This window comes from Agrobacterium sp. DSM 25558 (assembly GCF_900100825.1).
In the GTDB taxonomy this organism is placed as follows: domain Bacteria; phylum Pseudomonadota; class Alphaproteobacteria; order Rhizobiales; family Rhizobiaceae; genus Agrobacterium.
In genome coordinates, this window is the sequence record NZ_FMUD01000013.1 from 47,995 (window position 1) to 72,373 (window position 24,379).

The 24,379-nt window shown below is 55.8% G+C and carries 20 protein-coding genes and 1 riboswitch; of the genes, 12 read left to right on the forward strand and 8 right to left on the reverse strand.

Annotated elements, in window-relative coordinates:
• Positions 1 to 17: 17 nt before the first annotated feature.
• The 6 genes from DSM25558_RS12905 to DSM25558_RS28285 form a co-directional block, all read right to left on the reverse strand.
• Complete coding sequence (locus DSM25558_RS12905; protein ID WP_077105172.1) at positions 18 to 1,058, reverse strand: response regulator; 1,041 nt, start codon at positions 1,056 to 1,058, stop codon at positions 18 to 20.
• Between the two features lie 7 nt (positions 1,059 to 1,065).
• On the reverse strand, positions 1,066 to 1,503 hold the full coding sequence (locus DSM25558_RS12910; RefSeq protein WP_077105173.1) for a response regulator: 438 nt from the start codon (positions 1,501 to 1,503) through the stop codon (positions 1,066 to 1,068).
• Positions 1,500 to 2,954, reverse strand: a complete 1,455-nt coding sequence (locus tag DSM25558_RS12915) for a sensor histidine kinase (protein WP_077105174.1) — start codon at positions 2,952 to 2,954, stop codon at positions 1,500 to 1,502. The genes DSM25558_RS12910 and DSM25558_RS12915 overlap by 4 nt, the downstream gene beginning before the upstream one ends.
• Positions 2,955 to 3,203: 249 nt before the next feature.
• Positions 3,204 to 4,157 (reverse strand): acetyl-CoA carboxylase carboxyltransferase subunit alpha, encoded by a 954-nt coding sequence (locus tag DSM25558_RS12920; RefSeq protein WP_077105175.1) that lies wholly within the window; start codon positions 4,155 to 4,157, stop codon positions 3,204 to 3,206.
• Positions 4,158 to 4,220: 63 nt separating this feature from the next.
• Positions 4,221 to 5,174 (reverse strand): site-specific tyrosine recombinase XerD, encoded by a 954-nt coding sequence (xerD, locus tag DSM25558_RS12925; RefSeq protein ID WP_077105176.1) that lies wholly within the window; start codon positions 5,172 to 5,174, stop codon positions 4,221 to 4,223.
• Between the two features lie 18 nt (positions 5,175 to 5,192).
• On the reverse strand, positions 5,193 to 5,342 hold the full coding sequence (locus DSM25558_RS28285) for a hypothetical protein (RefSeq protein WP_103586059.1): 150 nt from the start codon (positions 5,340 to 5,342) through the stop codon (positions 5,193 to 5,195).
• A gap of 172 nt (positions 5,343 to 5,514) precedes the next feature.
• On the opposite strand from DSM25558_RS28285, the gene DSM25558_RS12930 reads away from it, so the two are divergent.
• Both DSM25558_RS12930 and aroB read left to right on the forward strand, forming a co-directional pair.
• Positions 5,515 to 6,111 carry a shikimate kinase gene (locus DSM25558_RS12930; protein ID WP_067652173.1) on the forward strand — a complete coding sequence of 199 codons (597 nt, stop codon included), beginning with the start codon at positions 5,515 to 5,517 and terminating at the stop codon, positions 6,109 to 6,111.
• Positions 6,112 to 6,115: 4 nt separating this feature from the next.
• Positions 6,116 to 7,249: a 3-dehydroquinate synthase gene (gene aroB / locus DSM25558_RS12935; RefSeq protein ID WP_077105177.1), complete on the forward strand. Its 1,134-nt coding sequence runs from the start codon at positions 6,116 to 6,118 to the stop codon at positions 7,247 to 7,249.
• A 10-nt stretch (positions 7,250 to 7,259) separates the two neighbouring features.
• Here the strand turns inward: aroB and DSM25558_RS12940 are convergent, their stop codons facing one another.
• Positions 7,260 to 7,541, reverse strand: a complete 282-nt coding sequence (locus DSM25558_RS12940; RefSeq protein ID WP_077105178.1) for a BolA family protein — start codon at positions 7,539 to 7,541, stop codon at positions 7,260 to 7,262.
• A gap of 114 nt (positions 7,542 to 7,655) precedes the next feature.
• Between DSM25558_RS12940 and DSM25558_RS12945 the strand changes: the two genes are divergently transcribed.
• The 9 genes from DSM25558_RS12945 to DSM25558_RS12985 all read left to right on the forward strand — a co-directional run bounded on the left by DSM25558_RS12945 (position 7,656) and on the right by DSM25558_RS12985 (position 20,776).
• Positions 7,656 to 8,282: a J domain-containing protein gene (locus DSM25558_RS12945; RefSeq protein ID WP_077105239.1), complete on the forward strand. Its 627-nt coding sequence runs from the start codon at positions 7,656 to 7,658 to the stop codon at positions 8,280 to 8,282.
• 64 nt (positions 8,283 to 8,346) lie between these two features.
• Positions 8,347 to 9,336: a cobaltochelatase subunit CobS gene (gene cobS, locus DSM25558_RS12950; protein ID WP_077105179.1), complete on the forward strand. Its 990-nt coding sequence runs from the start codon at positions 8,347 to 8,349 to the stop codon at positions 9,334 to 9,336.
• Between the two features lie 99 nt (positions 9,337 to 9,435).
• Positions 9,436 to 11,340: a cobaltochelatase subunit CobT gene (gene cobT, locus DSM25558_RS12955; protein WP_077105180.1), complete on the forward strand. Its 1,905-nt coding sequence runs from the start codon at positions 9,436 to 9,438 to the stop codon at positions 11,338 to 11,340.
• Between the two features lie 85 nt (positions 11,341 to 11,425).
• Positions 11,426 to 12,361 carry an esterase-like activity of phytase family protein gene (locus tag DSM25558_RS12960; RefSeq protein WP_083716445.1) on the forward strand — a complete coding sequence of 312 codons (936 nt, stop codon included), beginning with the start codon at positions 11,426 to 11,428 and terminating at the stop codon, positions 12,359 to 12,361.
• Positions 12,362 to 12,688: 327 nt separating this feature from the next.
• Entirely contained in the window at positions 12,689 to 13,936 is a 1,248-nt protein-coding gene (locus DSM25558_RS12965) for an efflux RND transporter periplasmic adaptor subunit (protein WP_143240100.1), read from the forward strand.
• Entirely contained in the window at positions 13,933 to 17,019 is a 3,087-nt protein-coding gene (locus DSM25558_RS12970) for an efflux RND transporter permease subunit (protein ID WP_077105181.1), read from the forward strand. Before DSM25558_RS12965 ends, DSM25558_RS12970 begins: the two co-directional genes overlap by 4 nt.
• A 124-nt stretch (positions 17,020 to 17,143) precedes the next feature.
• On the forward strand, positions 17,144 to 18,880 hold the full coding sequence (locus DSM25558_RS29780) for a GAF domain-containing sensor histidine kinase (protein ID WP_077105182.1): 1,737 nt from the start codon (positions 17,144 to 17,146) through the stop codon (positions 18,878 to 18,880).
• A 91-nt stretch (positions 18,881 to 18,971) separates the two neighbouring features.
• Positions 18,972 to 19,691: a GntR family transcriptional regulator gene (locus DSM25558_RS12980; RefSeq protein ID WP_077105183.1), complete on the forward strand. Its 720-nt coding sequence runs from the start codon at positions 18,972 to 18,974 to the stop codon at positions 19,689 to 19,691.
• Positions 19,692 to 19,840: 149 nt separating this feature from the next.
• Positions 19,841 to 20,776 carry a dihydrodipicolinate synthase family protein gene (locus tag DSM25558_RS12985; RefSeq protein ID WP_077105184.1) on the forward strand — a complete coding sequence of 312 codons (936 nt, stop codon included), beginning with the start codon at positions 19,841 to 19,843 and terminating at the stop codon, positions 20,774 to 20,776.
• 57 nt (positions 20,777 to 20,833) lie between these two features.
• Here DSM25558_RS12985 and ribB read toward each other — a convergent pair whose 3' ends face one another.
• Positions 20,834 to 21,475 (reverse strand): 3,4-dihydroxy-2-butanone-4-phosphate synthase, encoded by a 642-nt coding sequence (ribB, locus tag DSM25558_RS12990; protein WP_077105185.1) that lies wholly within the window; start codon positions 21,473 to 21,475, stop codon positions 20,834 to 20,836.
• Between the two features lie 109 nt (positions 21,476 to 21,584).
• Positions 21,585 to 21,731: riboswitch (FMN riboswitch) on the reverse strand.
• A 215-nt stretch (positions 21,732 to 21,946) separates the two neighbouring features.
• Here ribB and DSM25558_RS12995 point away from each other — a divergent pair.
• A complete protein-coding gene (locus DSM25558_RS12995; RefSeq protein WP_077105186.1) occupies positions 21,947 to 24,199 on the forward strand; it encodes a heavy metal translocating P-type ATPase in 2,253 nt (750 codons plus the stop codon).
• Positions 24,200 to 24,379: the final 180 nt, after the last annotated feature.

Here is a 24,379-nt window from a genome sequence, read left to right on the forward strand (position 1 = left end):
TGCCGCCCAGGGAAATGTCAGTCGGAGGAGCCGTTTTCTTCCCACTGAACGCAAACGGATGCGCCACCCGATGTCAGGGTGGCGGATTGGCTAACGGTTGCCTTTAGGCTTTGGGCCATTGCGGTGATCAATCGCGTGCCCAGACCCGTACCCTTTGGCGGATTGGCACCGTTGATGCCAATGCCGTCATCTTCAACGATCAGCCGGACGATACTATCTTGTGTTTTTAGCGAAATACGAATTTCGCCGCTACCGTCGGAATAGGCATATTTCAGGGCGTTAGTAGTCAGTTCTGTGACGATGACGCCCAAAGCGACAGCTTGGTCCGGTGTTGCTTTGATGTTGTCCATATCCGTTGTCATACGGATTTTTTCGCTGTCGCGCGCCGATCTGGCCAGATCCTGGATGATGGATGAAAGATAGGAGCCGAGTTCGACTTCGCTGACATTGTGGGCAGTATACAAACTGCGATGGACGCCAGCGATTGCGGAAATCCGGCTTTGTGTTTCGAGAAGTGCTGTACGAGCCTCCTCTGTTGCCACTGCATTCAGTTGCATCCGGATCATGGCCGAGACAAGCGACAGGCTGTTGGCAATACGGTGGTTCATTTCCTTTGCCATCAGTTCGGCGCGTTCTTTCGCCTGCAGCAACTGCCGTTCGGCTTCCTCTTTTTCACGCCGGAGCTGGAAATTTTCCAGCGCCTGCTGAATGGAATTCAACAAAAGCGGAAAGAAGTCGTCGGCCACATTCTTGATGACGTAATCGGCGGCACCTGCCTTCAGCGCGTCGATGGCAACCTGCGCTTCACTGGCCCCCGTGACGTAGAGGACGGGTATGTCTCGGTGAGCTTCGCCAATGCCGGACAGAAATTGCAGCCCGGTACCGTTCTGGAAGTAATGGTCCAGCACCACCGCATCAAAGGTATTCGTCTTGAATTCTTCAAGGCCGGTCGCAACAGAAGCAGCGTGAACGACGGTTATGTCATGGCGCCCCAACACGCGCTGCGCGAGCTTTGCGAGCGTGGGGTCGTCATCGACATAAAGTATTCGCAACGTCATTACGCTTTCACGGAACCTGTATTACGGAAAAGAAAAGGCCGAGGTTTCTGATTGCTGTAGCAAAGCCCTCATAGTCCACCGGCTTGGTGATATAGACATTCGCCCCGAGATCATAGCATTTCTGAATTTCGGTTTCGTCGTCGGTCGTCGTCAAAACCACGACCGGAAGACGCTTGGTGTATTCGTTGCTTTTGATCTGCTCGAGAATCTTGATTCCCGACGTATCTGGCAAATTGAGATCCAGCAAGATCAGCAGATAACGATCCTTGCTGACGAGCCCGTCCCGCTCTGGACCGAGGATGTAATCCAACGCCTTGTGGCCAAGGGTAAAAGGGACGATCTCGTTATTGACGCCAGCACGGCGCACATTTTTCTCGATGAGGCGTGCGTGACCTTCGTCGTCCTCGATCATGACGATCGTGACTTCTTGTCCTGTTGCTTTCATATGTCGTTCCCTCGCGTGATTTTTCGCAGATCGATGGGCAATGTCAGATGGAATGTGCTTCCTTTGCCAAGTTCTGACGCAACCGTAATGTCTCCACCCAGATTTCTGATAAGCGACCGGACGTGAGCGAGGCCTATGCCTTCGCCCTGCTGATCCTGCTCTCCCGCGCGGCGAAAGAGTTCGAAAACGCGCTCAAGATCGTCCTCGGCTATACCGCGGCCGTTATCGCTGACATCGATACGCACGACGCCGCGCCCTTGCGGCAGAATCCGTGCCGTCAATTCCAGCGGTCTTCCGGGCATCTGGTACTTGACGGCATTGTCGAAGAGATTGCCGAGGATTTGATCTAGAGAAATTCTGTCGGTGATGACGGTGAAGTTTTGGATGTCGATATCGATCTTGCCATCGACGGCCGTGACCTGATGTTGAACGCTTGCGCTGGCCGTGGTCAGAATATCCTTGAGATCGACCTTTTCAGCCTGCAATTTCCTGCGTCCATCACGTGAAATTTTCAGAATGGCGTTGATCAACTGGTCCATCTTGCGGGTCGAAGACCGGATGAAGCGCATGGCTTCTGGCAAATCTTCTTCCACCGCAAGTCTGGCCTCGCGCACCTCGTTTTCAGACAAGGTTTTTCCATCTGCCAGCACGAAGGCCTGCACAGGTTTCAGCGAAGTGTCGAACTCCGACAGAAAACCCATGATGTTGACGAGCGGGGCACGCAGATCGTGCGTCACGATGTAGGCAAATTTCTGGATTTCCTGGTTAGCGCGCACGAGATCTCTTGTGCGCTCGTCGACGCGCTCTTCCAAACCTCTGTTCAGCTCATCCACCTCTTCGCGAGAACGCGTGAGTTCCCGAATATATTTCGCGATGAGCGCGAGCGCACCACCCAGTACGGCAAGGATCGCGACTGCGCCGCAGATCGTGACCCAGAGCAGGTTCTCGGCAGCCGACAACTGATCCGCAACGATGATCCGCAACCGGTTATCTGTTGTTTCCTGATAGCGAGTGAGCGTGTCGCGTATCTCCCGCATGTAGGTGAGGCCAGTGTCACTGCGCACAAGGTCGATGGCTTCCGTTGTGCGATTGTCGTTCATGAGCTGAACGGCGCGACCGATTTCCGCCATTTTTGCATCGAGATTGGATTGAAGCTTGGGCAAATCGGCGATGTATTCAGGCCGGTTACCAATGCGCTCCGCCAATCGTTGACGGATGTCGCCGAGTGTTCTCAGAGCCTCCCGGTAAGGAGCAAGATAACGCTCGTCGTTTGTCAGAAGATAACCGCGCTGACCGGTTTCAGCATCCTGTATCGTGGTGAGCACGTCTAGAATGGAAGCGCGTATACGGCGCAACTCGGCAGTTTCCTGCGAATATTTGTTGTTCGCCTGAACGAGCCATAGGGAGGTCGCAACCATGCCGATGAGCAAGGCGACACCCAAACCGAACATGATCAGTGTTCTACGAACGAACGAAGATAATTTCGCCAACCCAGACCCCGTAGCTTTTAAGATAGTTCGTAAGTACCCGAGCGTTACCGCCTTATGCAAGACGTTGCGGCATTAATGGTTAAGTTGTTCACTTTTATCGAACAAAACGCTGACGTGCGCCGCGCGGATTTACGTTTACGGTATCTGCCAAGACAAAAGCCCACCCGCGCGTAACGTGGGTGGGCTGTAATTTTACGTATATATCGATTTTTACAGGCTACGACCGATGTCGAGGAACTTCTGACGTCGTTCGGCGCGCAATTGGCTGCCAGACAGCGGAACGAGATCTTTCATTGCCGCTTCAATCGTCTTGCCGGTCGCCTCGATCACTGTTGCCGGGTCGCGATGTGCACCGCCGAGAGGCTCGGGAATGATCGCATCGATAACGCCAAGCGATTTCAGATCATCTGACGTGATCCGCATATTGGTGGCGGCTTCCTTGGCACGCGTCGAATCGCGCCACAGAATGGAGGCGGCACCTTCGGGTGAGATCACCGAGTAAATGGCATGTTCCAGCATGTAGACGCGGTTGCCGGTGGCGATTGCGATGGCACCGCCGGAACCGCCTTCACCGATCACGACGGATATAATCGGAACCTTGGCATTGAGGCACATTTCCGTCGAACGGGCGATGGCTTCCGCCTGGCCACGCTCTTCGGCACCGACGCCCGGATAGGCACCAGCGGTATCGATCAGCGTGATGACAGGCAGGGAGAAACGGTCGGCCAGTTCCAGAACGCGGATGGCCTTGCGGTATCCTTCAGGGCGCGGGCTGCCGAAATTATGCTTCAGCCGCGACTTGGTATCGCTGCCCTTTTCCTGGCCGATGATGGCGACAGGCTGTCCATTGAACCGGCCGAGGCCCGCCTGGATTGCAGCATCCTCGGCAAACTTGCGGTCGCCGGCCAGCGGCGTGAAGTCTGTGAACAGTTGCTTGGCATAATCGACGAAGTGCGGGCGCTGCGGGTGGCGCGCGACCTGCGTTTTCTGCCAGGCGTTCAGCTTGGAGTAAATGTCCTGCATCGAGTCCCTGACGCGGGACTCAAGACGCGAAATCTCCTCCGAGGTATCTATGCTCTCGTCTTCGGCGGCGAGCTTTTTCAGCTCCAGAATCTTGCCTTCAAGGTCCGAGATAGGTTTTTCGAAGTCGAGGTAGTTGTGCATGAGATCCGTTTCCGATCGTTTTGCGCAAGGTTTGACCGGGTGGTCCCGGCGGTTCCGATCGCTCTATTCAAGGTTTTTGGCCTGTTTGGCAAGAGGGTGGTGTGTTTGTACCAGCTCTTGAAGTCGTTCTTCCAGCACATGTGTATAGATTTGTGTCGTGGAAATGTCCGAATGGCCAAGCAGTTCCTGCACGGCACGCAGGTCTGCACCATTCTGTAAAAGGTGGCTGGCAAAGGCATGGCGCATGATATGCGGTGAAATTGCCGAAGGCGAAAGACCAGCCCTGATGGCGATATCTTTCAGGTCGCGGGCAAAAACCTGACGCGGCAGATGCCCTTCTTTACCATTGGAAGGAAAAAGCCATGGGCTTTCGGGCAGTCCCTCCTTTTTCGGAACCAATGCTTTTCGCGCCCGGTCGTAGGTGTCCATGGCTTCCATGGCGGTCCGCGAAAGCAGCACCATGCGGTCCTTGTTGCCCTTACCGCGGATCATTAGGAAACGGCCTTCATGGCGTAGAACTGTTGCGGGAAGCGAAACCAGTTCGCTGACACGCATGCCGGTTGCGTAAAGCAACTCTAACAACAGATGCATGCGGATGCGAGCGACTTGTCCTGCCCCTTCCGTTTCAGCTTCCTTTTGCGCCTGCGCCAGAAGCTTCGTGACATCTGACACGCTCATGATCTTGGGAAGGGGGCGTCCTTTTTTGGGTGCGTCCAGTATGCCGGTGGGGTCATCGCCCCGAAGTCCTTCGGTATAGAGAAACTTATAAAACTGGCGCGTTGAGGACAAGCGGCGCGCTTGCGAGGAGGCTGCAAATCCTTGTGTTGAAAGATGTCCGAGATAGGCGGAAAGATCGGCGGTCGTGGCTTCTGATATCGCTGTATTGCGTTCTCGTAGGAAGTCCGTCAGATCGGTCAGATCACGTTCGTAGGATGACAGCGTGTTTTCCGCAGCCCCGCGCTCGGCGCTCATCATTTCCAGAAAACTCTCCAGCCTTGCGGCGTCCTGACCAGCCATTGATGCGCTTTCGTTAGATCAGGGGGTGGGGTTCAGACGCTCGGACGGAATGCGCACGGTGACTTCCCGCTCTTTTGGTTGAACCAGAGAGACAAGAGAAACCATGCTGCCATAAATAATGCCCGCAATGGCCGCCAAGACGAAGATGAAGCGAAAAAGGGTTGGCATGGAAACTCCGGTGCACGTCTCAGGTCTTATATGAGACGCGCTCAAAGCAAGGACAAGGCCGTTGCTGTAAACCTAAGGCGCGTCTTTCGGGCGATTCTCTTTCTATAAGCCGCGATTTGGCTTGACGCTTCGTAAACATTTGCAGATACCGATCCCAAACGGGCCATCATTCATGAGTGAAACCAACACAAATTTTCATCCTGGATTGGGTGAAAAAACGATCGGTGAAAGAGCGCGGGCAAAGCTTGGACGACGAAACCTCGTTTTCGTGGGATTGATGGGTGCGGGCAAGTCCGCAATCGGCAGGCTTGTTGCGCAACACCTTAAAATTCCTTTCGTTGATACGGATATCGAAATCGAGCGCGTATCGCGCATGACGATTCCTGAGCTTTTCGCGTCCTACGGCGAAGACGAGTTTCGCGCGCTTGAAAAGCGGGTGATCAAGCGCCTGCTTCGTGGTGGACCGAAGGTGGTGTCAACGGGCGGCGGTGCATTCGTCAATGAGAGCACGCGCAGGCACATCAAGCGTGGCGGTCTCTCCATGTGGCTGAAGGCCGATATCGAGGTGCTGTGGGAACGCGTCAACAAACGCGACAACCGGCCTTTGCTCAAAACCGAGAACCCAAAGGCGACGTTGATGGAGCTGATGGAGCGTCGTCATCCGATTTATGAAGAAGCCGACATAACGATTGAGTCACGCGATGTCCGCAAGGAAATCATCGTGAACGAGGTGCTCGAAGCCATCGTTGGTGCGGAACAGAAGGCCTGATCTCATGACATCTCATCCCGTCCAGACCGAAGAACATCTCGTGCATGTGCCGCTTGGTGATCGCGCCTATGATATTCTGATCGGCCCCGGTCTGGTCGCACGCGCAGGCGGTGAGATTTCCTCCCGTCTCAAGGGCAAGCGCGCCGCAATCATCACCGATGAGCATGTGGCCCCGCTTTATCTCGAAGCCCTGATGGATGGCCTGCAGACGGATGGCATCGAGGCGGTATCGCTGACGCTTCCTGCCGGTGAAAAGACCAAGAGCTTCGAACATCTGATGACGGTTTGCGACACCGTTCTGGCTGCCCGCGTAGAGCGTAACGATGCCGTGATTGCGCTGGGTGGTGGCGTGATCGGCGATCTCGCGGGCTTTGCTGCGGGCATCGTGCGGCGCGGCGTGCGCTTCGTGCAGATACCGACATCGCTGTTGGCGCAGGTGGATTCGTCCGTCGGCGGCAAGACGGGCATCAACTCGCGCTACGGCAAAAACCTTCTTGGCGTTTTTCACCAGCCTGATCTCGTTCTGGCAGATACCGCAGTGCTCGATACGCTGAGCCCGCGTGAATTTCGTGCAGGCTACGCCGAAGTCGTCAAATACGGCCTCATCGACAAGCCGGAATTTTTCGAATGGCTGGAAAACAACTGGTCGGATGTTGTGAAGGGCGGTCCCGCCCGCATCAAAGCCATTGCAACGAGTTGTCAGGCGAAGGCAGACGTCGTCGTGGCCGATGAGAAGGAGAACGGCGTTCGTGCGCTTCTCAATCTCGGCCATACCTTCGGTCACGCGCTGGAGGCTGCGACGGAATATGATAGCAAGCGTCTGGTGCATGGCGAGGGCGTGGCTATTGGCATGGTGCTGGCGCACCAGTTTTCAGCCCGCCTCAACCTTGCAAGCCCTGATGATGCAGCCCGTGTTGAGGCGCATCTGAAGGCCGTAGGGTTGCCGACGACGATGAAGGATATTCCCGGCGAATTGCCACCGGTGGAAACACTGATGGCTGCAATTGCGCAGGACAAGAAGGTGAAGGGCGGCAAGCTAACCTTCATCCTGACCCATGGCATTGGCCAGTCATTCGTGGCCGATGACGTCGCCTCTTCCGAGGTGCAATCTTTCCTTAGCGACAAACACCCCGGCTGACCGGACCAAGTCAGAAACGCGTGGCTTCACCCGGTGCCGCCACGTCTATGGCGAGTGCGTGAAGCCCCGCATCCAGCTCGGGCTTCAGCAATGCGTTGATCGCGCGGTGACGATCCACCCGTGACTTGCCGGAAAAGCTTTCCGACACTATCTGAACACGCATGTGCGTCTCACCCGTTCCGGTCATGTCGGGCTGATGGCCAGCGTGTAAATGACTTTCATCGATAACGTTCAACCTGACCGGTAAAAACGTCTCTTTGAGCTTGTTTTCAATGCTCTCTCGCAAGGACATCTGTTCGGTCTCCAAATCGTTATTGCATCTGAAAAAGGGCTCTCTAAGAGCCTGTAACATTCCGATTTGTCAATTCTTGTCGTGCGCATTCTCGCGCACCATAATCAGGTTACTATGAAATTGGATTCGAAATATTTCGACCGTATTCGCACGCGTCGCAAAAGGGAGCCGGAGCCGGAGATCAAGGCTCCAGTCTGCCAGTGGGACGGGTGCGAAAAGCCGGGCGTTCATCGCGCACCTGTCGGCCGTAATGCCGAGGGGCAGTTCTTCATGTTCTGTTTCGAGCATGTGAAAGAGTACAACAAGGGCTATAACTATTTTTCCGGTCTCTCAGATAGCGAGATCGCGCGCTATCAAAAGGAAGCCATTACCGGCCACCGCCCGACATGGACGGTCGGCGTAAACAAGACCGCAGGTGACAGCCCGTTGCACTCCACATTGCGTTCGGGTTCTGCTGGCGCGACCAATGCGCGCATCCGCGACCCATTTGGATTCACGGGACAGGGGCGCAGCGGTGGTCCGCGTTATGCGCAGAGCCGCAAGCTGAAAACGCTGGAACAAAAAGCCTTTGATACTCTTGGGCTTTCTGTGAATGCCAAGCAAGAAGAGATCAAAAAGAGCTATAAAGAGCTTGTCAAAAAACACCATCCTGATGCTAATGGTGGTGATCGTGGTTCGGAAGAGCGTTTTCGTGCTGTTATTCAAGCGTACCAATTGTTAAAGCAATCTGGTTTCTGCTAAGCCCTTTCCTGTGATCGCCTGATAGATATGTGGCCGGGTGGCTGCTACCCGCCTTGGAGACGTTATGAGCAAAATTGACCTGGATATTACCAACCTGCCGGATACGACCGTGTCTGTGCGAGATGTTTTCGGCATAGATACGGACCTTCGCGTGCCTGCCTATTCGCAGGGCGACGCCTATGTGCCGGACCTCGATCCCGACTATCTGTTCGACCGTGACACCACCCTCGCCATTCTAGCCGGCTTTGCTCATAATCGACGGGTCATGGTATCCGGCTTCCATGGCACTGGCAAATCCACGCATATCGAACAGGTCGCCGCACGGCTGAACTGGCCTTGCGTGCGCGTCAATCTGGATAGCCACGTCAGCCGTATCGACCTCGTCGGAAAGGACGCCATCGTTCTGAAGGACGGCAAGCAGGTAACTGAGTTCAAGGACGGCATTCTGCCCTGGGCGTACCAACACAATGTCGCATTGGTTTTCGATGAGTATGATGCCGGTCGCCCGGACGTGATGTTCGTCATCCAGCGCGTGCTGGAATCCTCCGGCCGTTTGACGCTGCTCGACCAGAGCCGTGTTATCCGCCCACACCCTGCCTTCCGTATTTTCGCGACTGCCAATACGGTGGGCCTTGGTGATACGACCGGTCTTTACCACGGCACACAGCAGATCAACCAGGCGCAGATGGACCGTTGGTCTGTCGTGACAACGCTGAACTATCTGCCACACGAGCAGGAAGTTGCCATCGTCGTTGCCAAGGTGAAGAGCCTTGATAATGCCAAGGGCCGCGAAACCGCATCCAAGATGGTGCGCGTGGCCGACCTGACGCGTTCTGCCTTCGTCAACGGTGATCTCTCCACGGTCATGAGCCCGCGTACGGTCATCACCTGGGCGGAAAATGCCGATATCTTCGGCGATATCGCTTTTGCCTTCCGCGTCACCTTCCTCAACAAGTGCGATGAGCTGGAGCGGACGCTGGTGGCTGAACATTATCAGCGCGCATTCGGCGTTGAGCTGAAAGAAAGTGCTGCGAATATCGTTCTCAGCGCCTGATATTTTCCGATTTTTTCCGGAAGGCATCACCGACGAGTTGAAAAAGCCACCCTTTAGCCTTGCTGATAAGGGTGGCGTTCAGGATCGACAGGAAAGACAATGGCAGGCCGTGGCGACAATGTGAGACCCAAATCCGGGGCGGTAATCGATTCCGAACCTTTGCGTCAGGCCATCACAGGGTGCGTGCGGTCTGTGGCTGGAGATGCGCAGGTCGAGGTCGTGTTCGCTAATGAGCGGCCCGGCCTTGCCGGTGAACGCATGCGCCTGCCGGAAATTTCCAGAAAACCAACCGCACAGGAAATTGCCGTCACCCGTGGCCTGGGTGATTCCATGGCCTTGCGGATTGCCTGCCACAACAGTGATGTCCACGCCACCATGTCGCCTCAAGGGCCGGATGCGCGGCTCATCTTCGATGCGGTGGAACAGGCCCGTGTCGAATCCATCGGTGCGCGGCGCATGGCTGGCATGGCGTCCAATATCCGGGCGATGAACACCGAGAAATACGCGAAGGCGAATTTCGTCAACATCAATACCCAGGAAGACGCGCCGTTGGCCGAAGCCGTCGCGATGATGGTGCGCGAAAGACTGACGGGCGAAAAGCCGCCCGAGAGCGCCGGCAAGGTTCTGGATCTGTGGCGGTCGTTCATCGAGGAAAAGGCATCTGCCGATCTTCAGGACCTCTCGAAGGTCATGGACGACCAAAAGGCATTCTCCAAGCTCATCCGAAAGATGCTGACCTCCATGCAGATGGCAGAGGATTTCGGCGACGACGAGGATCAGGACGAAAGCCAGGAGACCGATTCCGAAGAAGACCAGCCCGCCAGCAACGAGACGCAGGAAGAACAGGTCGAAGAAGAAGCCGGTTCCGATGCCGCCCCTGCCGAAGAGAGCGAAGCATCTCAGGAGCAGATGGAAGACGGCGAGATGGATGGTGCCGAGATGTCGGAGGACGAAATGTCCGACGATCTCGATGAGGATTCAGAGACACCAGGCGAAACCCGCCGTCCCAATAGCCCGTTTGATGATTTCAACGAGAAGGTCGATTACCGCATCTTCACGCAGGAATTCGACGAAGAGATTTCTGCCGAGGAGCTTTGCGACGAAGCCGAACTGGACCGCCTCCGCGCCTTCCTCGACAAGCAGCTTGCCCACTTGCAGGGTGCGGTCGGACGCTTGGCCAATCGGTTACAACGTCGTCTGATGGCGCAGCAGAATCGCTCCTGGGATTTCGATCTGGAAGAGGGTTACCTTGACCCGGCCAGATTGGTGCGTCTTGTCATTGACCCGATGCAGCCGCTGTCCTTCAAGAAGGAGCGGGACACGAAGTTCCGCGATACGGTCGTGTCGCTGGTCATCGATAATTCCGGTTCCATGCGTGGTCGCCCGATTACCGTTGCCGCCACCTGCGCCGATATTCTTGCGCGCACGCTGGAGCGCTCTGGCGTCAAGGTCGAAATTCTCGGCTTTACCACGAAGGCCTGGAAGGGTGGGCAATCGCGTGAACAATGGCTGGCCGGTGGCAAGCCGCCATCTCCCGGTCGCCTCAATGATCTTCGCCACATCATCTATAAATCCGCAGATGCGCCATGGCGTCGTGCGCGCCGCAATCTCGGCCTCATGATGCGTGAAGGCCTGTTGAAGGAAAACATCGACGGCGAAGCGTTGATGTGGGCGCATAACCGCCTCATCAATCGCCCCGAACAGCGCAAGATCATGATGATGATCTCCGACGGTGCGCCTGTGGATGACTCCACGCTGTCGGTCAATCCGGGCAACTATCTGGAGCGGCATCTGCGCGCCGTCATCGAACAGATCGAGACCAAGTCATCTGTCGAGCTGCTTGCCATCGGCATCGGCCACGACGTGACGCGGTATTATCGCCGCGCGGTAACAATCGTAGACGCTGACGAACTGGCAGGCGCGATGACCGAGCAACTGGCAGCCCTTTTCGAGGATACCAGCAGCGCGCCACGCCGTTCCGGCAGGGCACGCCGTGCCAGCTAGGCAGTTTCTTGCCGCTGCCATTCCGATCATAAAACAAGTTCTCGCTGCAGGGCTCGTTCTGGCAGGCGCACTGGCTCCCTCCACCATGGCCGCGTCCACTGTCGACGTGCCGGTCAGTGCGCGTCTTATATCCGCGTTCAAAGTGGGTTCAGAGCAAAAGCAGTTCGGCAAGCTGGAGTTTGTCGGCGGGCTGATCATGAGCTCTCCCGAACCGCTTTTCGGGGCAATCTCCAGCATTCGCTTTTTACCGGATAGCCGTCATTTTCTTGCGGTGTTGGATACCGGCCACTGGTTGGCTGGCGCGATAGAACGTGACCGGTCCGGTGTATTGTCTGGCCTTTCGGATGTCCGCATCGACCCCATGCTGGATGAAAGCGGCCATGAGGCGAAACGCAAGATGGACATGGACGCTGAAGGTTTGGCGTTGCGCGCCGATCAAGCTTTCGTCAGCTATGAGCGTTGGCCGCGCATCGAAATTTTCGCCCACAAGGACAATGAGACGTCAAAGCCTTTGAGCCAGCTGCCAGTCCTGATCCCGCTAGATGAGTTTCGTCGTAATGCGGGAATAGAGACGCTCGTGCTGTCGCCCGCCAACGGGCCACTCAAAGGAGCAATGCTGATCGTCGCAGAGGGCAGCTTCGATAAGGATAGTCATCTTTTTGCGGCGGTTCTTGAAGGTCCGCGCAAAGGAATTTTTGCCGTCGCACATGATAGTTCTTTTTCTGTGACGGATGGCGCATTCCTGCCCAACGGCGACCTGCTGTTGCTGGAGCGGCGCTTTAATCTGGCTCAAGGCATCGGAATGCGCATCCGCCGGATTTCCGCCGATACCATTAAACCTGGCGCAGTCGTTGATGGGGAAATCCTTATGCAGGCCGATCTTTCCAACCAGATCGACAATATGGAAGGCATTGATGTCGTTGTGGGACCAGATGGCTCGACGCGTCTCATACTCGTTTCAGACGACAATCATTCTTTCCTGCAAAGAAACGTCATGCTGGAATTCAAGCTCACGGAGTAGAGTTGCCATTGTCGTCCACAGTGCGAAATTTTAGTGCGTTCGCGGTGGCCGTTATTAACGAATATCTTAAATATTACAGTAATTTAATCTTCCATCATCTTTCGTTTTGAGTATTTGGCGCGTTAAGTGTTTTAGAGAGAGAATGGTTGGATGCGTCGTTCACCCACTCTCTGCATACCCACATTCTATCAGCATAATACGACTCGTAAGATACACATAGACTGAGATTTGTTGAGTATTCATCCGTTCAACAAGGATGATGCTTTGATCTTGAAGTGTGTCATTTCGCTTGTCGCCGATCGGTTACTTTGTCCAAAGGACTTCTGCATGAAATATGTCATTACAGTCGTGCTGATTGCCGTGATCTCTGCTCTGCTCTTCATCAACCGTGAGGCGCTGGAGCCTTATCTACCTGCTTGGGCATCACAGACGGCGGTCAAGTCTTCGGATAACCATGCCTCGACAGACGCGCAATCGAAGAATGGTGGAAAACACGCCGGGGGTGGGCAGGCTGGAGTACGGGCTACGACGGTAAAAGTTGCAGTTGCTAAGGCCGGCTCTATGCCGGTCGTGCGTCAGACAATCGGCTCTATCGTTCCGGTTGCGCAAACCGCATTGACCAGCCCGATTTCCGGCATTGTGGCAAATGTCCTGGCCCGCGATGGCGCAGAGGTCAAGGCCGGAGATCTGCTGGTTCAGCTGGATGACCGCACGATTAAAGCCAATATAGAGCGCGATCAGGCGCAGCTCGCCAAGGATCAGGCCGTGCTGGACGCGGCGAATAACACGCTGAGCCGCGTCGAGGCGCTGAGCAAGTCCGGCGTCGATACCCAGCAGCAACTCAGTGATGCCAGTGCCACGGTCAAGCAAGCTGCTGCTACCATTTCGGTGGATCAGGCAAATATCGCAGCAGACAACGTCGTGTTGTCGCAAAACCAGATCCGTGCGCCTTTTGATGGCAAGCTGGGTGCTGTGCTTCTGTCGGCGGGTGCCTATGTCGCGCCTGGCACCAGTGTCGTGATGTTGACGCAGATGAAGCCAGTTTATGCCGAGTTTACGCTGCCGGAACCCGATCTTGATCTCGTACGCGCCAATATAGCCGATAAAAATCTGACTGCAGACGTCTATCCAACGCAGTCTAAGAGCGACACGGCAGCCGGTTCTGGCAACATCGTCTTTATCGACAACACCATCGATTCGGCATCGGGTACCTTTAAACTGCGTGTCAGGCTGGACAACGATGCGGAAACATTCTGGCCCGGCCAATTTTTGAATGTCACGGTCAACGCGGGCAAGATCGACAATCTGGTGACGGTACCACTGGTCGCTCTTCAGCCGCGCGGCGATGGATATGTTTGCTTTGTCGTGCGTGCAGACAATACGATTGAGTTGCGCAAGGTCACGCTTGCGCTGAGCAATGGCGGTGTCGCCGGTGTCTCCGAAGGCCTGGCGGATGGCGAGACGGTCGTCATCGAAGGGCAGGCAAGCCTGACGGAAGGTAGTCATGTCACCGTCAATGACCAGACACATGGCACCGCTCCGAAGGCCAAGACAGCCAACGGTGTTGCACCATGAATATTTCTGAGATTTTCATCCGGCGACCGGTTGCAACGATCCTGCTGATCATCGGCGTATTGATAGCCGGTGCATCTGCTTACAAGAACCTGCCCGTTGCGGCGCTTCCGCAGGCAGATTTCCCGACCATCAACGTCAACGCACAGCTTGCGGGCGCAGCACCCGACACCATGGCGAGTTCGGTCGCAACGCCACTCATCAAGCAATTCGAAACCATTGCCGGTATCGATACGATCACGGCCAGCTCATCGCTCGGCAACACGCAGATCACGATCCAGTTCAACCTGTCACGCAACATCGATGCGGCAGCAGCGGATGTGCAGGCGGCAATTGCACGCGCGCAACGGCAACTGCCTGACAATATGACGTCGACGCCGAGTTATCGCAAAGCGAACCCTGCTGACGCCGCGGTAATCATTCTTGCATTGACCGGTGATGGTGCCAATCTGACGAAGATGGATGATCTGGCCGAAAATGTCATTTCACCCGCCTTGTCGACAATATCAGGCGTGGCCCAGGCACAGATATATGGCGCGAAAACCTATGCCGTGCGGGTGGAGGTCGATCCGTCGAAACTTTCCAGCCGTGGATTGTCGCTGGACAGCCTGTCCTCGACGCTGGCCGCCTCCAACGATCAATCCCCCATCGGAACGCTGCAGAACTCATCGCAAGCGCTGACGCTCGATGCATCTACTCAACGTGTCGACGCCGCTTCGTTCCGCACGCTCATCATCGCCAATCCCAATGGTCGGGTCGTCCGCTTGCAGGACGTCGCGACCGTGAAGGACAGTGTGGAGGTGGTCAATCAGGGCAGTTGGCTGGATGGTACGCCAGCCATCGTCCTGTCTGTGCAACGTCAGCCGGGTGCAAACACCGTGGCCGTCGTTGACGCCATCAAGGCGAAACTCCCTGAATTACAAACAAGTCTGCCTGCGAATATGCACATCAATGTCGTCAACGATGCGTCGGTTTCGATCCGCGCCGCCGTTGACGATGTCGAAGTGACGCTCATGGTGACGCTCGGCCTCGTGATCCTTGTCATCTACCTGTTTCTGCGTCAGGTGTGGGCAACGTTGATACCTGGGTTGGCAGTGCCTCTGTCACTGGTGGCGACACTCGGTGCGATGTACGCGTTGGGATTTTCGATCGACAATATCTCGCTTTTAGGGCTGACGCTGTCGGTCGGCCTGGTGGTGGATGATGCCATCGTGATGCTGGAAAACATCGTCCGCAAAGTCGAAGAGGGCATGCCGCCTTTCCAGGCTGCGATCGAAGGCAGCAGCGAGGTCACCGGCACCATCATCTCCATGTCGATTTCGCTGGTTGCGGTGTTTTTGCCGATCCTGTTGATGGGGGGCATCGTTGGTCGTGTGTTGAACGAATTTGGCGTTGTCGTCACGCTTGCCATCATGTCGTCCGCCGTCGTCTCGCTCACGGTCACCCCTATGCTCGCAGCCCGTTTGCCGCACCACGACGCGCCGGAGAACCCCAAGAAGACCCTGTTCGACCGGGCAACGGACGCTTACGGCCGGTCGGTCGGCTGGTGCCTCACCCATCGATTCGTCGTCATCGTGATGTTCGTACTGACGTTGATCGGCTCTGGCTGGATGTTTTCAAGCCTTGCGCGCAGCTTCTTCCCGACAGAGGACATCGGTCTGTTGACGGTTTCGACGCAGGCTCGGCAGGACATCTCCTATAAGGCCATGAGTGTGCTGCAGACACAAGCCGCCGACATCCTGTCGGCCGATCCAGCCGTTGCCCATGTCACGTCCACACTGGGGTCGGGCCCTGGCGGGTCGGCGCTGAATTCGGGCACACTTCTCGTGCAGCTCAAACCTGCGGACAACAGGCCAGCGCTTGAGGTCACGTTGGGCACATTGCGGCGTGCGCTGTCCGGTATTGCTGGTCTGAAGACATTCATTACGCCGCAGCAAAGTTTGCGTTTCGGTGGACGAAGCACCCAGAGCCTTTACCAGGTCGTATTGCAGTCCATCGATGCGTCGGCAGCACGTCAATGGTCGCAGACACTGGGTGACGCCATGCGGGCAGATAGTGCGCATTTCGTCGATGTCGCTTCGGATTTGCAGGACAACGCTTTGCAAGCGCACATCGAGGTGGATCATGACCGTGCAAACAGCCTTGGCGTGACATCACAAGCCCTGCGCACGACGCTCGAAGCAGCATTCGGCAGCTACGTGGCGACGCAGATCCAGACGACTGGTAACAGCTACGACGTTATCATCGAGTACGATCAGTCGATAGAATGGAACGAGCAGTCGCTCGGTGCGCTTAAAGTAGGCTCGACTTCCGGCACGCTGGTGCCGCTGTTGAGCTTTGCCAAGATTACGCGCGTATCTGGCCCGGTTACCGTCAACCAGACTGGCCAGCTCACCGCAGTCACTCTGTCGTTCAACCTTCCAGCGGGCGTGGCGCTGGGAACAGCCACGGCGCAACTGGATGCGATCAAGCAGCAGATACAGCTTCCCACGACGGTGACCACCAGTCTGGCGGGCGCGGCCCAGATATTCAAACAAACGAGTGACAGCACCGGATTGCTCATCGGCGCAGCCATTCTCACCATCTACATTGTCCTCGGCGTGTTTTATGAGAGCTTCCTGCATCCGTTGACGATCCTGTCAGGCCTGCCTTCGGCGGCGTTCGGCGCGCTGCTTACACTCAAACTGTTCGGCTTCGATCTTTCCATCATCGCGCTCATCGGGCTTTTGATGCTGATCGGTATCGTCAAAAAGAACGCGATCATGATGATCGATGTGGCGCTGACGTTGCAACGTGACGAGAAAATGCCGACCCTGGAGGCTATCCATGAAGCGGCAGTGCGCCGTCTTCGGCCCATCATGATGACGACATTCTGCGCCCTTTTCGGGGCTCTCCCCATCGCTTTGGGTACGGGGGCGAGTTCGGAGCTTCGTCAACCACTCGGCATCGCTGTCGTGGGTGGGCTCATCGTCAGCCAGATACTGACGCTGTTCATGACGCCGGTCATATTTGTCGAAGTGGAGCGGTTTTCGGACTTTTTGAAGTCGTTGTGGAAGACCAAGCAGCACAAGGCCGTCACGGAGTAGTCATCGATAAGGATGATTTTCAGGAATGGGCTTGTAATATCATGCGTTTGATCTATTTGCGGACATGTGCAATGGTGCTAATCTCTCATGCAACACGGCCATAGTTCCGGGAAAGACGACCGACATGGCATTGCATGAATTTACATCGATCTCGTTGACATCACTTTCAAGTTTGACCGAGGCAACGGCCAGGATCGCAGGAGCTCGGACGCAAGACGAGGTTATCGAAGCCGTCAAGGCATCGGCGCGCGCCTTGATTGGGTGTCAGGGAATAGCGATCATCCGCAGAGATGGCGACCTTTGCTACTACGTGGAAGAGGACGCCGTCGGGCCGCTTTGGAAGGGGCAGCGGTTTTCGACATCCGCCTGCATCAGCGGCTGGGTGATGATACATGGGGAAACGGCGGTCGTTCCAGACATCTTTAAGGACGAGCGTATACCGCACGATCTTTATGCCGATACGTTTGTCAAAGCTCTGGTTATGGCTCCTGTCGGAGCGAATAATCCCGTGGGTGCGATTGGTGCCTATTGGTCAAACCCCTATCAGCCGAGCCAGTGGGAAATCGAGACACTGGAGGCTTTGGCCAGTGCTGCCACATCCGCCTTTGAAACCGTCGATCTAATCGGCTCGCTTTCCAGCGATCTGGCGCAGGCCCGCAGCCTTTTGCCGGATTACAGCGATGACCAGGGTGATTTTTCGAAAGACATCGAGCGTGTCGGCGGCATCGCGGCAGTTCCCACTATTCTCGACGTCGTTTTGCGGATGACGGGAATGGGTTTTGCCGCCGTTGCCAGAGTGACGAAAGACAGGTGGATCACCTGCCAGTCACTCGATCATCTCGGTTTTGGTCTTAAGCCGGGCGATGAACTGCCGATAGAAAGTACACTGTGCAATGAAATCCGCGACCACCGAGAGGCGGTCGTGTTCGATGATTCTGCCGTGGACCCTTTATATAAGGATCACCACACGCCGCGTATCTACGGGTTACGAAGCTATATATCCGTACCCATCATCCTGTCCAACGGCCAGTTCTTCGGCTCATTATGTGCTATCGATCCAAACCCGGCCAAGGTCAACAATCCCCAGGTCCTGGGTACCTTCAAGCTTTTTGCCGAACTGATCGCCCATCATCTGGATGCAGATGAAAGGCTGAAGTTGACGCAGGATTTGTTGGTGCGGGAACAACAGGTCTCTGAACTGCGCGAACAGTTCATCGCCGTTCTCGGCCACGATTTGCGCAACCCGATTGCTGCCGTGGATGCGGGTACGTCTCGCCTGATGAAAGAGGGTTGGACCGAGCGCAGCCCATTGGTTCTCAAGCTTATGAAGTCCAGTATCGCCCGCATGGGTGGATTGGTCGACAATGTGATGGATTTGGCCCGGGCGAGACTGGGCGGTGGTATTTCTCTCGAAATTTCTGAACACGACCTCTCAACAACGCTGTCCCACGTCATCGATGAGCTTCGCGTTGCGCATCCCGAACGCAACATCGATGCCGATTTCGACATTCCTGTCCCGGTGCTGATCGACCGCCTTCGGATGGCACAGATGTTTTCCAACCTGGTTTCGAATGCTTTGACCCATGGTGTCGAGAACGGGACTGTTGGAATCCGTGGGTCTATTCACGAGGGGCATCTGCAACTCTCCGTCAGCAATCACGGGGTGCCAATCCCTGCGGATATGCTCGATAAGCTTTTCCAGCCATTCCGCCGGGGCGATCTGCGACCCAGCATGCAAGGCCTTGGCCTTGGCCTCTATATCGCCTCTGAAATCGCAAAGGCGCACAAGGGCACGATTGCCGTTCACTCCGACGATGTCGAAACCAGGTTCACATTCTCTATGCCTGTTTCCGCGGCGTAAGACGTTGCGCTGCGCGGATAGGTTTTAGGGCATTCCGTTATCCCGCCGAATATCGTAAACGGACATATCTATGTGGTTGCGGGGATGCGGGATGATTGCGAACGAAAAGCTTGATGACAGAGAGAAGCAGACGCATCGCAGAGGATTTGGCGTTGCGACGGTCTATGAGACGCTGCGCAACGAAATCATAGAGCTCAAGCTTGCTCCCGGAAGTCCGATTGACGAGGTCCAGCTTTCCGAACGCTTCGAGCTGTCGCGAACACCCATTCGGGAGGCTCTGGTCAAGCTGTCCGCCGAGGGTCTGATCACCACGCTGACGAACCGTGCAACGATTGTCTCGCAGATCGACTTTCTGGGCCTGCCCGAATTTTTCGACGCGCTGACGTTGATGTATCGCGTCACGACACGACTGGCGGCGGCAAATCACACCGAAGAAGATATCGTTACCATCAGGGCGTTTCAGAAATCCTTCGAGACATCCGTGACCGAGCGCGACGTTCTCGCCATGATTTCTACCAACAGGGATTTCCACCTCGCTATCGCCTGGGCAGGTCGCAACCGGCATTACACGGAGCTTTTCACGCGGTTGCTCGATGAGGGTCGCCGTATTCTTCGCCTTTATTATTCCTCATTCAATGATGTGTTGCCACGCCATTACGTGACGGAACATGAGGATATGATCCAGGCCATCATGGAGCGCGACGTGGCGAAAGCCGACCAAATTGCCGTTGCTCACGCCGACCAGATCGTACAGCAAATTCGCTCCTATATCGCTGCCGATACCCGTCAAAGCGTGGATATTTCCCTCTAAATATTGAGATGGGCGCGTCGGGCTTGATGCACTCACCCGCCATTAGTTCATGTATTTTATTTGTCGACAAAGAATAATCGCCGTGATATTGAACTGATCATGATCGGTTTTGGGCATTTTTGCTCTAGGATGAACAGAGGTTACAGGACATGGCTGACACGATTTTTTCCGGCTGCATTCCCGCTTTGATGACGCCGTGCAACGCGGACCGTACGCCCGATTTCGATGGCCTTGTCAAAAAGGGCAAGGATCTCATCGCTGCGGGCATGTCAGCGGTCGTCTATTGCGGCTCGATGGGTGACTGGCCACTTCTGACGGATGAGCAGCGCCAAGAGGGCGTGAAGCGTCTTGCCGAAGCCGGCATTCCCGTCATCGTCGGCACGGGTGCGATCAACACCAAGTCTGCGGTCAGCCATGCAGCGCATGCCGCCAAGGTTGGTGCCAAGGGGCTGATGGTTATTCCCCGCGTCCTGTCTCGCGGTTCGTCTTCGTCAGCGCAGAAAGCACATTTCTCTGCCATTCTCGAAGCCGCAAATGGTTTGCCCGCTGTCATTTACAACAGCCCTTATTATGGCTTTGCGACACGCGCCGATCTTTTCTTCGATCTCCGCTCGCGCTTTAGCAACCTGATCGGCTTCAAGGAATTCGGTGGCAAGGCGGATATGACCTATGCTGCTGAAAACATCACTGCAGGTGATGACGAACTGACGCTGATGGTGGGTGTCGATACCGGCGTTTATCACGGTTTCGTCAATTGCGGTGCTGGTGGTGCCATAACCGGCATCGGCAACGCGCTTCCCAAAGAGGTACTTCACCTCGTTTCATTATGTGAAAAAGCAGCAAAGGGTGACGCCGCATCGCGCCGGGAAGCGCGCGAACTTGAAGAGGCACTCACCATTCTCTCTGCCTATGATGAGGGTCCGGACCTCGTGCTCCACTACAAGTATCTGATGGTTCTAAACGGTGACGCCGAGTACACTCTGCACTTCAACGAGACGGACGAGCTCAGTGCCTCGCAACGCCGTCAGCTGGAAAACCAGTATGCCTTGTTCAAGAACTGGTACGCATCGCGCTACCCCAACTAACAGCCCAAAGAAAATGCGCCCTGTCGGGGCGCATTTTTACGTTGTATACTGACCAGATCAGGCGACCTGTTTTTCGGCAATGTCTCCATGCTCGCGCACCGTCAGGTAATTGACGAGATCCTTGATCGTGACGACAAGCAGATCATGGCGTGCAGCAAAAATTTCCAACTGCGGCAGGCGCGCCATGGTGCCATCATCATTTGCCACTTCGCATATGGTGCCAGACGGGAACTTGCCGGCGAGACGGCAAAGATCGACCGCAGCCTCCGTATGCCCCGTACGACCGAGAACGCCGAGCGGGTTTGCCCGCAACGGAAAGATGTGGCCCGGACGTGCAAAGTCATCCGGTTTGCTATCCGGGGAAACCAATGCGCGCACGGTCTTAGCGCGGTCGCTTGCAGAAATGCCGGTGGTGGTGCCGGGAATGTAGTCAACCGAAACGGTAAATGCCGTCTTATGATATTCCGTATTGCGCGGCACCATCATCGGAATGTCGAGTTCGTCCAGACGTTCACCCGGTATGGCCACGCAGATGAGACCACGCGCATGGTTCATCATGAACGCAACCTGATCGGCGGTAATGCTGTCGGAAGCAACGATGATGTCGCCTTCGTTTTCGCGATCTTCATCGTCGACGACGATAACCATGTCACCACGTGCGATGGCTGCAACCGCTTCTTCAATCGTAGAAATAGTCATGTCTTGCCTTTCAAGGGTAATGCCGTTTCCAGCACTTTCGCGTTTTTAAGACGCCAAATTTCCCTTGGGCGAACAACGCAACATTCTCCCGTGATTGCGGGATATGCCACCTTGTTCTCTTCCATCCGGACTATACCGTCGGCTCCGGCCTCTCACCGGATCTGCTGACCTTCCGGCATAACCGGAAGCGCTCGCGGGCTCCGGGATAAATCCCGATACCGCCGGTGGGGAATTACACCCCGCCCTGAGAACACAGCGAACATAGGTCATGGACGCTCACATGATCAAGAGGCAAAGCTTGCTTGAGAAGAGCCATTTGGGAAAAGAATTTGCGTAGCGAGACATCAACCCGCAATTCATCTGCATCTCGGGACCCTTAATCGCGAGCCTTGACGAAATAGTTGATTTTTGTCCTTGCAGCTCTAGTGGCTAGAGGTCGTAAGACATGCTCATAACCAAGAGGAATGACATATGAGTACGTCTTTGCAGACCAGATTTCGCGTCGAGGGCATGGATTGCGCTTCCTGCGCCACCAAGATCGATACCGCGGTGCGGCGCATGCCGGGTGTGGAAGACGTTTCGGTATCGGTTACTGCCGGTACGATGACTGTCAGCCATGATGAGAAAAGCGACCTGACGGCAATCGGGAAAAAGGTGACGGGGCTGGGGTACGATGTAGCGCAGCTTCCAGCCGCCGCCACAGCCGCCACGTCGGAACCATCGCATGAGCATGGTCCCGGATGTACACACGACCACGATCACACTCACCAGCATGACCACCACGATCATGGATCCCACGGATCAAAAAAGACCGCGGTGAGCGTCGAAGGTCTTCATGGACATGACCACGCGCCGAGCAGCGGACCATGGTGGAAAAGCAAAAAGGGGCGGACGACTATTCTGGCAGGCGTAGCGCTGGTTGTTGCCTATGGTGTTGGGCATCTGTTCCCAGCCATTCAAATTTACGCATTTGCGCTTGCCATGCTTGTCGGCCTCGTCCCGATTGCGCGTCGTGCGATCATGGCTGCTTTCGCAGGGACACCATTTTCCATCGAGATGCTCATGACGATTGCCGCCATCGGCGCGCTAGTCATCAATGCGACGGAAGAAGCGGCGGCTGTCGTTTTCCTGTTCCTCGTCGGCGAGTTGCTGGAAGGGGTCGCTGCAGGCAAGGCCAGAGACAGCATCAAATCGCTCGCGGCGCTCGTTCCCAAAACAGCACTGGTGGAAGAAGATGGAAAGACGCATGAAGTAACTGCCGAAACGCTGGCCGTTGGCTCCATTATTCTCGTGCGTCCGGGTGACCGCATCTCAGCAGATGGCATAATCGTCTCCGGTGAAAGCTCGGTAGACGAGGCACCGGTGACGGGCGAAAGCGTTCCGGTAAACAAGAGCCCTGACGATACGGTCTTTGCCGGTACAGTAAACGGCAACGCTGCCCTTCGCGTGCGGGTCACAGCGGCGGCGCGAGACAACACCATCGCACGGGTCGTGAAACTGGTTGAGGAAGCGCAGGAAAAGAAGGCACCCACCGAGCGCTTCATCGACCGCTTTTCGAAATATTACACACCTGCGGTCGTGCTGGTTGCAGCATTGGTTGCTGTGGTTCCGCCCCTTGCTATGGGCGCGGATTGGAACGAATGGGTTTATAAGGGACTGGCCATTTTGTTGATCGGCTGCCCCTGCGCGCTTGTCATCTCCACACCTGCCGCCATCGCCGCCTCACTGTCTGCGGGCGCGCGGCGCGGTTTGTTGATGAAAGGTGGTGCTGTTCTTGAGGGCGTCGGAAAGCTCACGGCAATCGCGTTGGATAAGACGGGAACGTTGACGGAGGGCAAGCCCAAAGTCATGGATATCGTGCCGTTCGAGTTCACGGAAGCGGACGTTCTGCGTTTTGCAGCTGCCCTCGAAACAGGGTCGAGCCACCCTCTCGCGGTCTCCATTCTTGCCAAAGCTGCGGAAAATGGTGTCGATATTCCCGTTTCGCAGGATGCGAAAGCGCTGGGTGGCAAGGGTGTGACGGCTGTCGTAGAGGGGAACGAGATATTCCTGGGCTCGCCAAAAGCCGCCGCCGAAAGGGTTTCTGTTCCAGAACAGCACCTGAACATGATCTCGGCTTTGAACGATGATGGCAAAACGGTTTCCGTTCTGCTTGTGGATGGCAAGCTCGCCGGTGCCATCGCCATGCGTGATGAGCCACGTGCCGATGCCGTTCAGGGCCTTGCCTTGCTGAAAGACAGCGGTGTGAAGATCGTCATGCTGACCGGTGATAACAAGCGCACGGCAGACGCGATTGGTCAGGCCCTTGGTATCGAGGTTCGTGCCGAATTGATGCCAGAGGACAAGCAGCGGATTGTCGGAGAGTTGAAAAGTCAGGGCTTTGTCGTCGGCAAGGTTGGAGATGGCATCAATGATGCGCCAGCGCTTGCCGCCGCCGATATCGGCATCGCCATGGGCGGCGGTACGGACGTCGCATTGGAAACGGCAGACGCTGCCATTTTGCATGGGCGCGTCTCCGATATCGCCAGAATGATCGATTTGTCCAAACGCACAATGCGCAATATTTATCAGAATATCGCCATGTCGCTGGGGCTGAAAGCTGTGTTTCTGGTAACGACGATCATCGGCCTCACAGGTCTCTGGCCTGCAATTCTGGCAGATACCGGTGCAACGGTGCTGGTGACGCTCAATGCTTTGAGATTGCTGCGGGTAAAGTCTGCTTAAGAGGTCGCTGTTGCCCCAGTCCAGCTATCCGACGGGTCTGGGGCAGACCGCCTGATGAAGATGTCAGACATGTTTCGTTGTATGGTCGTTATATGCCTGACTTAAGATAAACTTATCATATTTCCTGTAACCGTAACGGCACATGGCGACGCTCTCTAGCGCTGCGCCATTTCGGGGTTC

Excerpts from the sequence above, each read along its gene's own strand:
- cobS (WP_077105179.1), top strand. The coding sequence starts at position 8,347 with ATGAGCAAAATTGACCTGGATATTACCAACCTGCCGGATACGACCGTG.
- xerD (WP_077105176.1), bottom strand. The coding sequence starts at position 5,174 with ATGGCTGGTCAGGACGCCGCAAGGCTGGAGAGTTTTCTGGAAATGATG.
- DSM25558_RS29780 (WP_077105182.1), top strand. The coding sequence starts at position 17,144 with ATGGCATTGCATGAATTTACATCGATCTCGTTGACATCACTTTCAAGT.
- DSM25558_RS28285 (WP_103586059.1), bottom strand. The coding sequence starts at position 5,342 with ATGCCAACCCTTTTTCGCTTCATCTTCGTCTTGGCGGCCATTGCGGGC.
- DSM25558_RS12980 (WP_077105183.1), top strand. The coding sequence starts at position 18,972 with ATGATTGCGAACGAAAAGCTTGATGACAGAGAGAAGCAGACGCATCGC.
- DSM25558_RS12965 (WP_143240100.1), top strand. The coding sequence starts at position 12,689 with ATGAAATATGTCATTACAGTCGTGCTGATTGCCGTGATCTCTGCTCTG.
- DSM25558_RS12995 (WP_077105186.1), top strand. The coding sequence starts at position 21,947 with ATGAGTACGTCTTTGCAGACCAGATTTCGCGTCGAGGGCATGGATTGC.
- DSM25558_RS12920 (WP_077105175.1), bottom strand. The coding sequence starts at position 4,157 with ATGCACAACTACCTCGACTTCGAAAAACCTATCTCGGACCTTGAAGGC.
- ribB (WP_077105185.1), bottom strand. The coding sequence starts at position 21,475 with ATGACTATTTCTACGATTGAAGAAGCGGTTGCAGCCATCGCACGTGGT.
- DSM25558_RS12930 (WP_067652173.1), top strand. The coding sequence starts at position 5,515 with ATGAGTGAAACCAACACAAATTTTCATCCTGGATTGGGTGAAAAAACG.
- DSM25558_RS12905 (WP_077105172.1), bottom strand. The coding sequence starts at position 1,058 with ATGACGTTGCGAATACTTTATGTCGATGACGACCCCACGCTCGCAAAG.
- DSM25558_RS12985 (WP_077105184.1), top strand. The coding sequence starts at position 19,841 with ATGGCTGACACGATTTTTTCCGGCTGCATTCCCGCTTTGATGACGCCG.
- DSM25558_RS12970 (WP_077105181.1), top strand. The coding sequence starts at position 13,933 with ATGAATATTTCTGAGATTTTCATCCGGCGACCGGTTGCAACGATCCTG.
- DSM25558_RS12960 (WP_083716445.1), top strand. The coding sequence starts at position 11,426 with ATGGCCGCGTCCACTGTCGACGTGCCGGTCAGTGCGCGTCTTATATCC.
- DSM25558_RS12940 (WP_077105178.1), bottom strand. The coding sequence starts at position 7,541 with ATGTCCTTGCGAGAGAGCATTGAAAACAAGCTCAAAGAGACGTTTTTA.
- cobT (WP_077105180.1), top strand. The coding sequence starts at position 9,436 with ATGGCAGGCCGTGGCGACAATGTGAGACCCAAATCCGGGGCGGTAATC.
- DSM25558_RS12915 (WP_077105174.1), bottom strand. The coding sequence starts at position 2,954 with ATGTTCGGTTTGGGTGTCGCCTTGCTCATCGGCATGGTTGCGACCTCC.
- DSM25558_RS12910 (WP_077105173.1), bottom strand. The coding sequence starts at position 1,503 with ATGAAAGCAACAGGACAAGAAGTCACGATCGTCATGATCGAGGACGAC.
- DSM25558_RS12945 (WP_077105239.1), top strand. The coding sequence starts at position 7,656 with ATGAAATTGGATTCGAAATATTTCGACCGTATTCGCACGCGTCGCAAA.
- aroB (WP_077105177.1), top strand. The coding sequence starts at position 6,116 with ATGACATCTCATCCCGTCCAGACCGAAGAACATCTCGTGCATGTGCCG.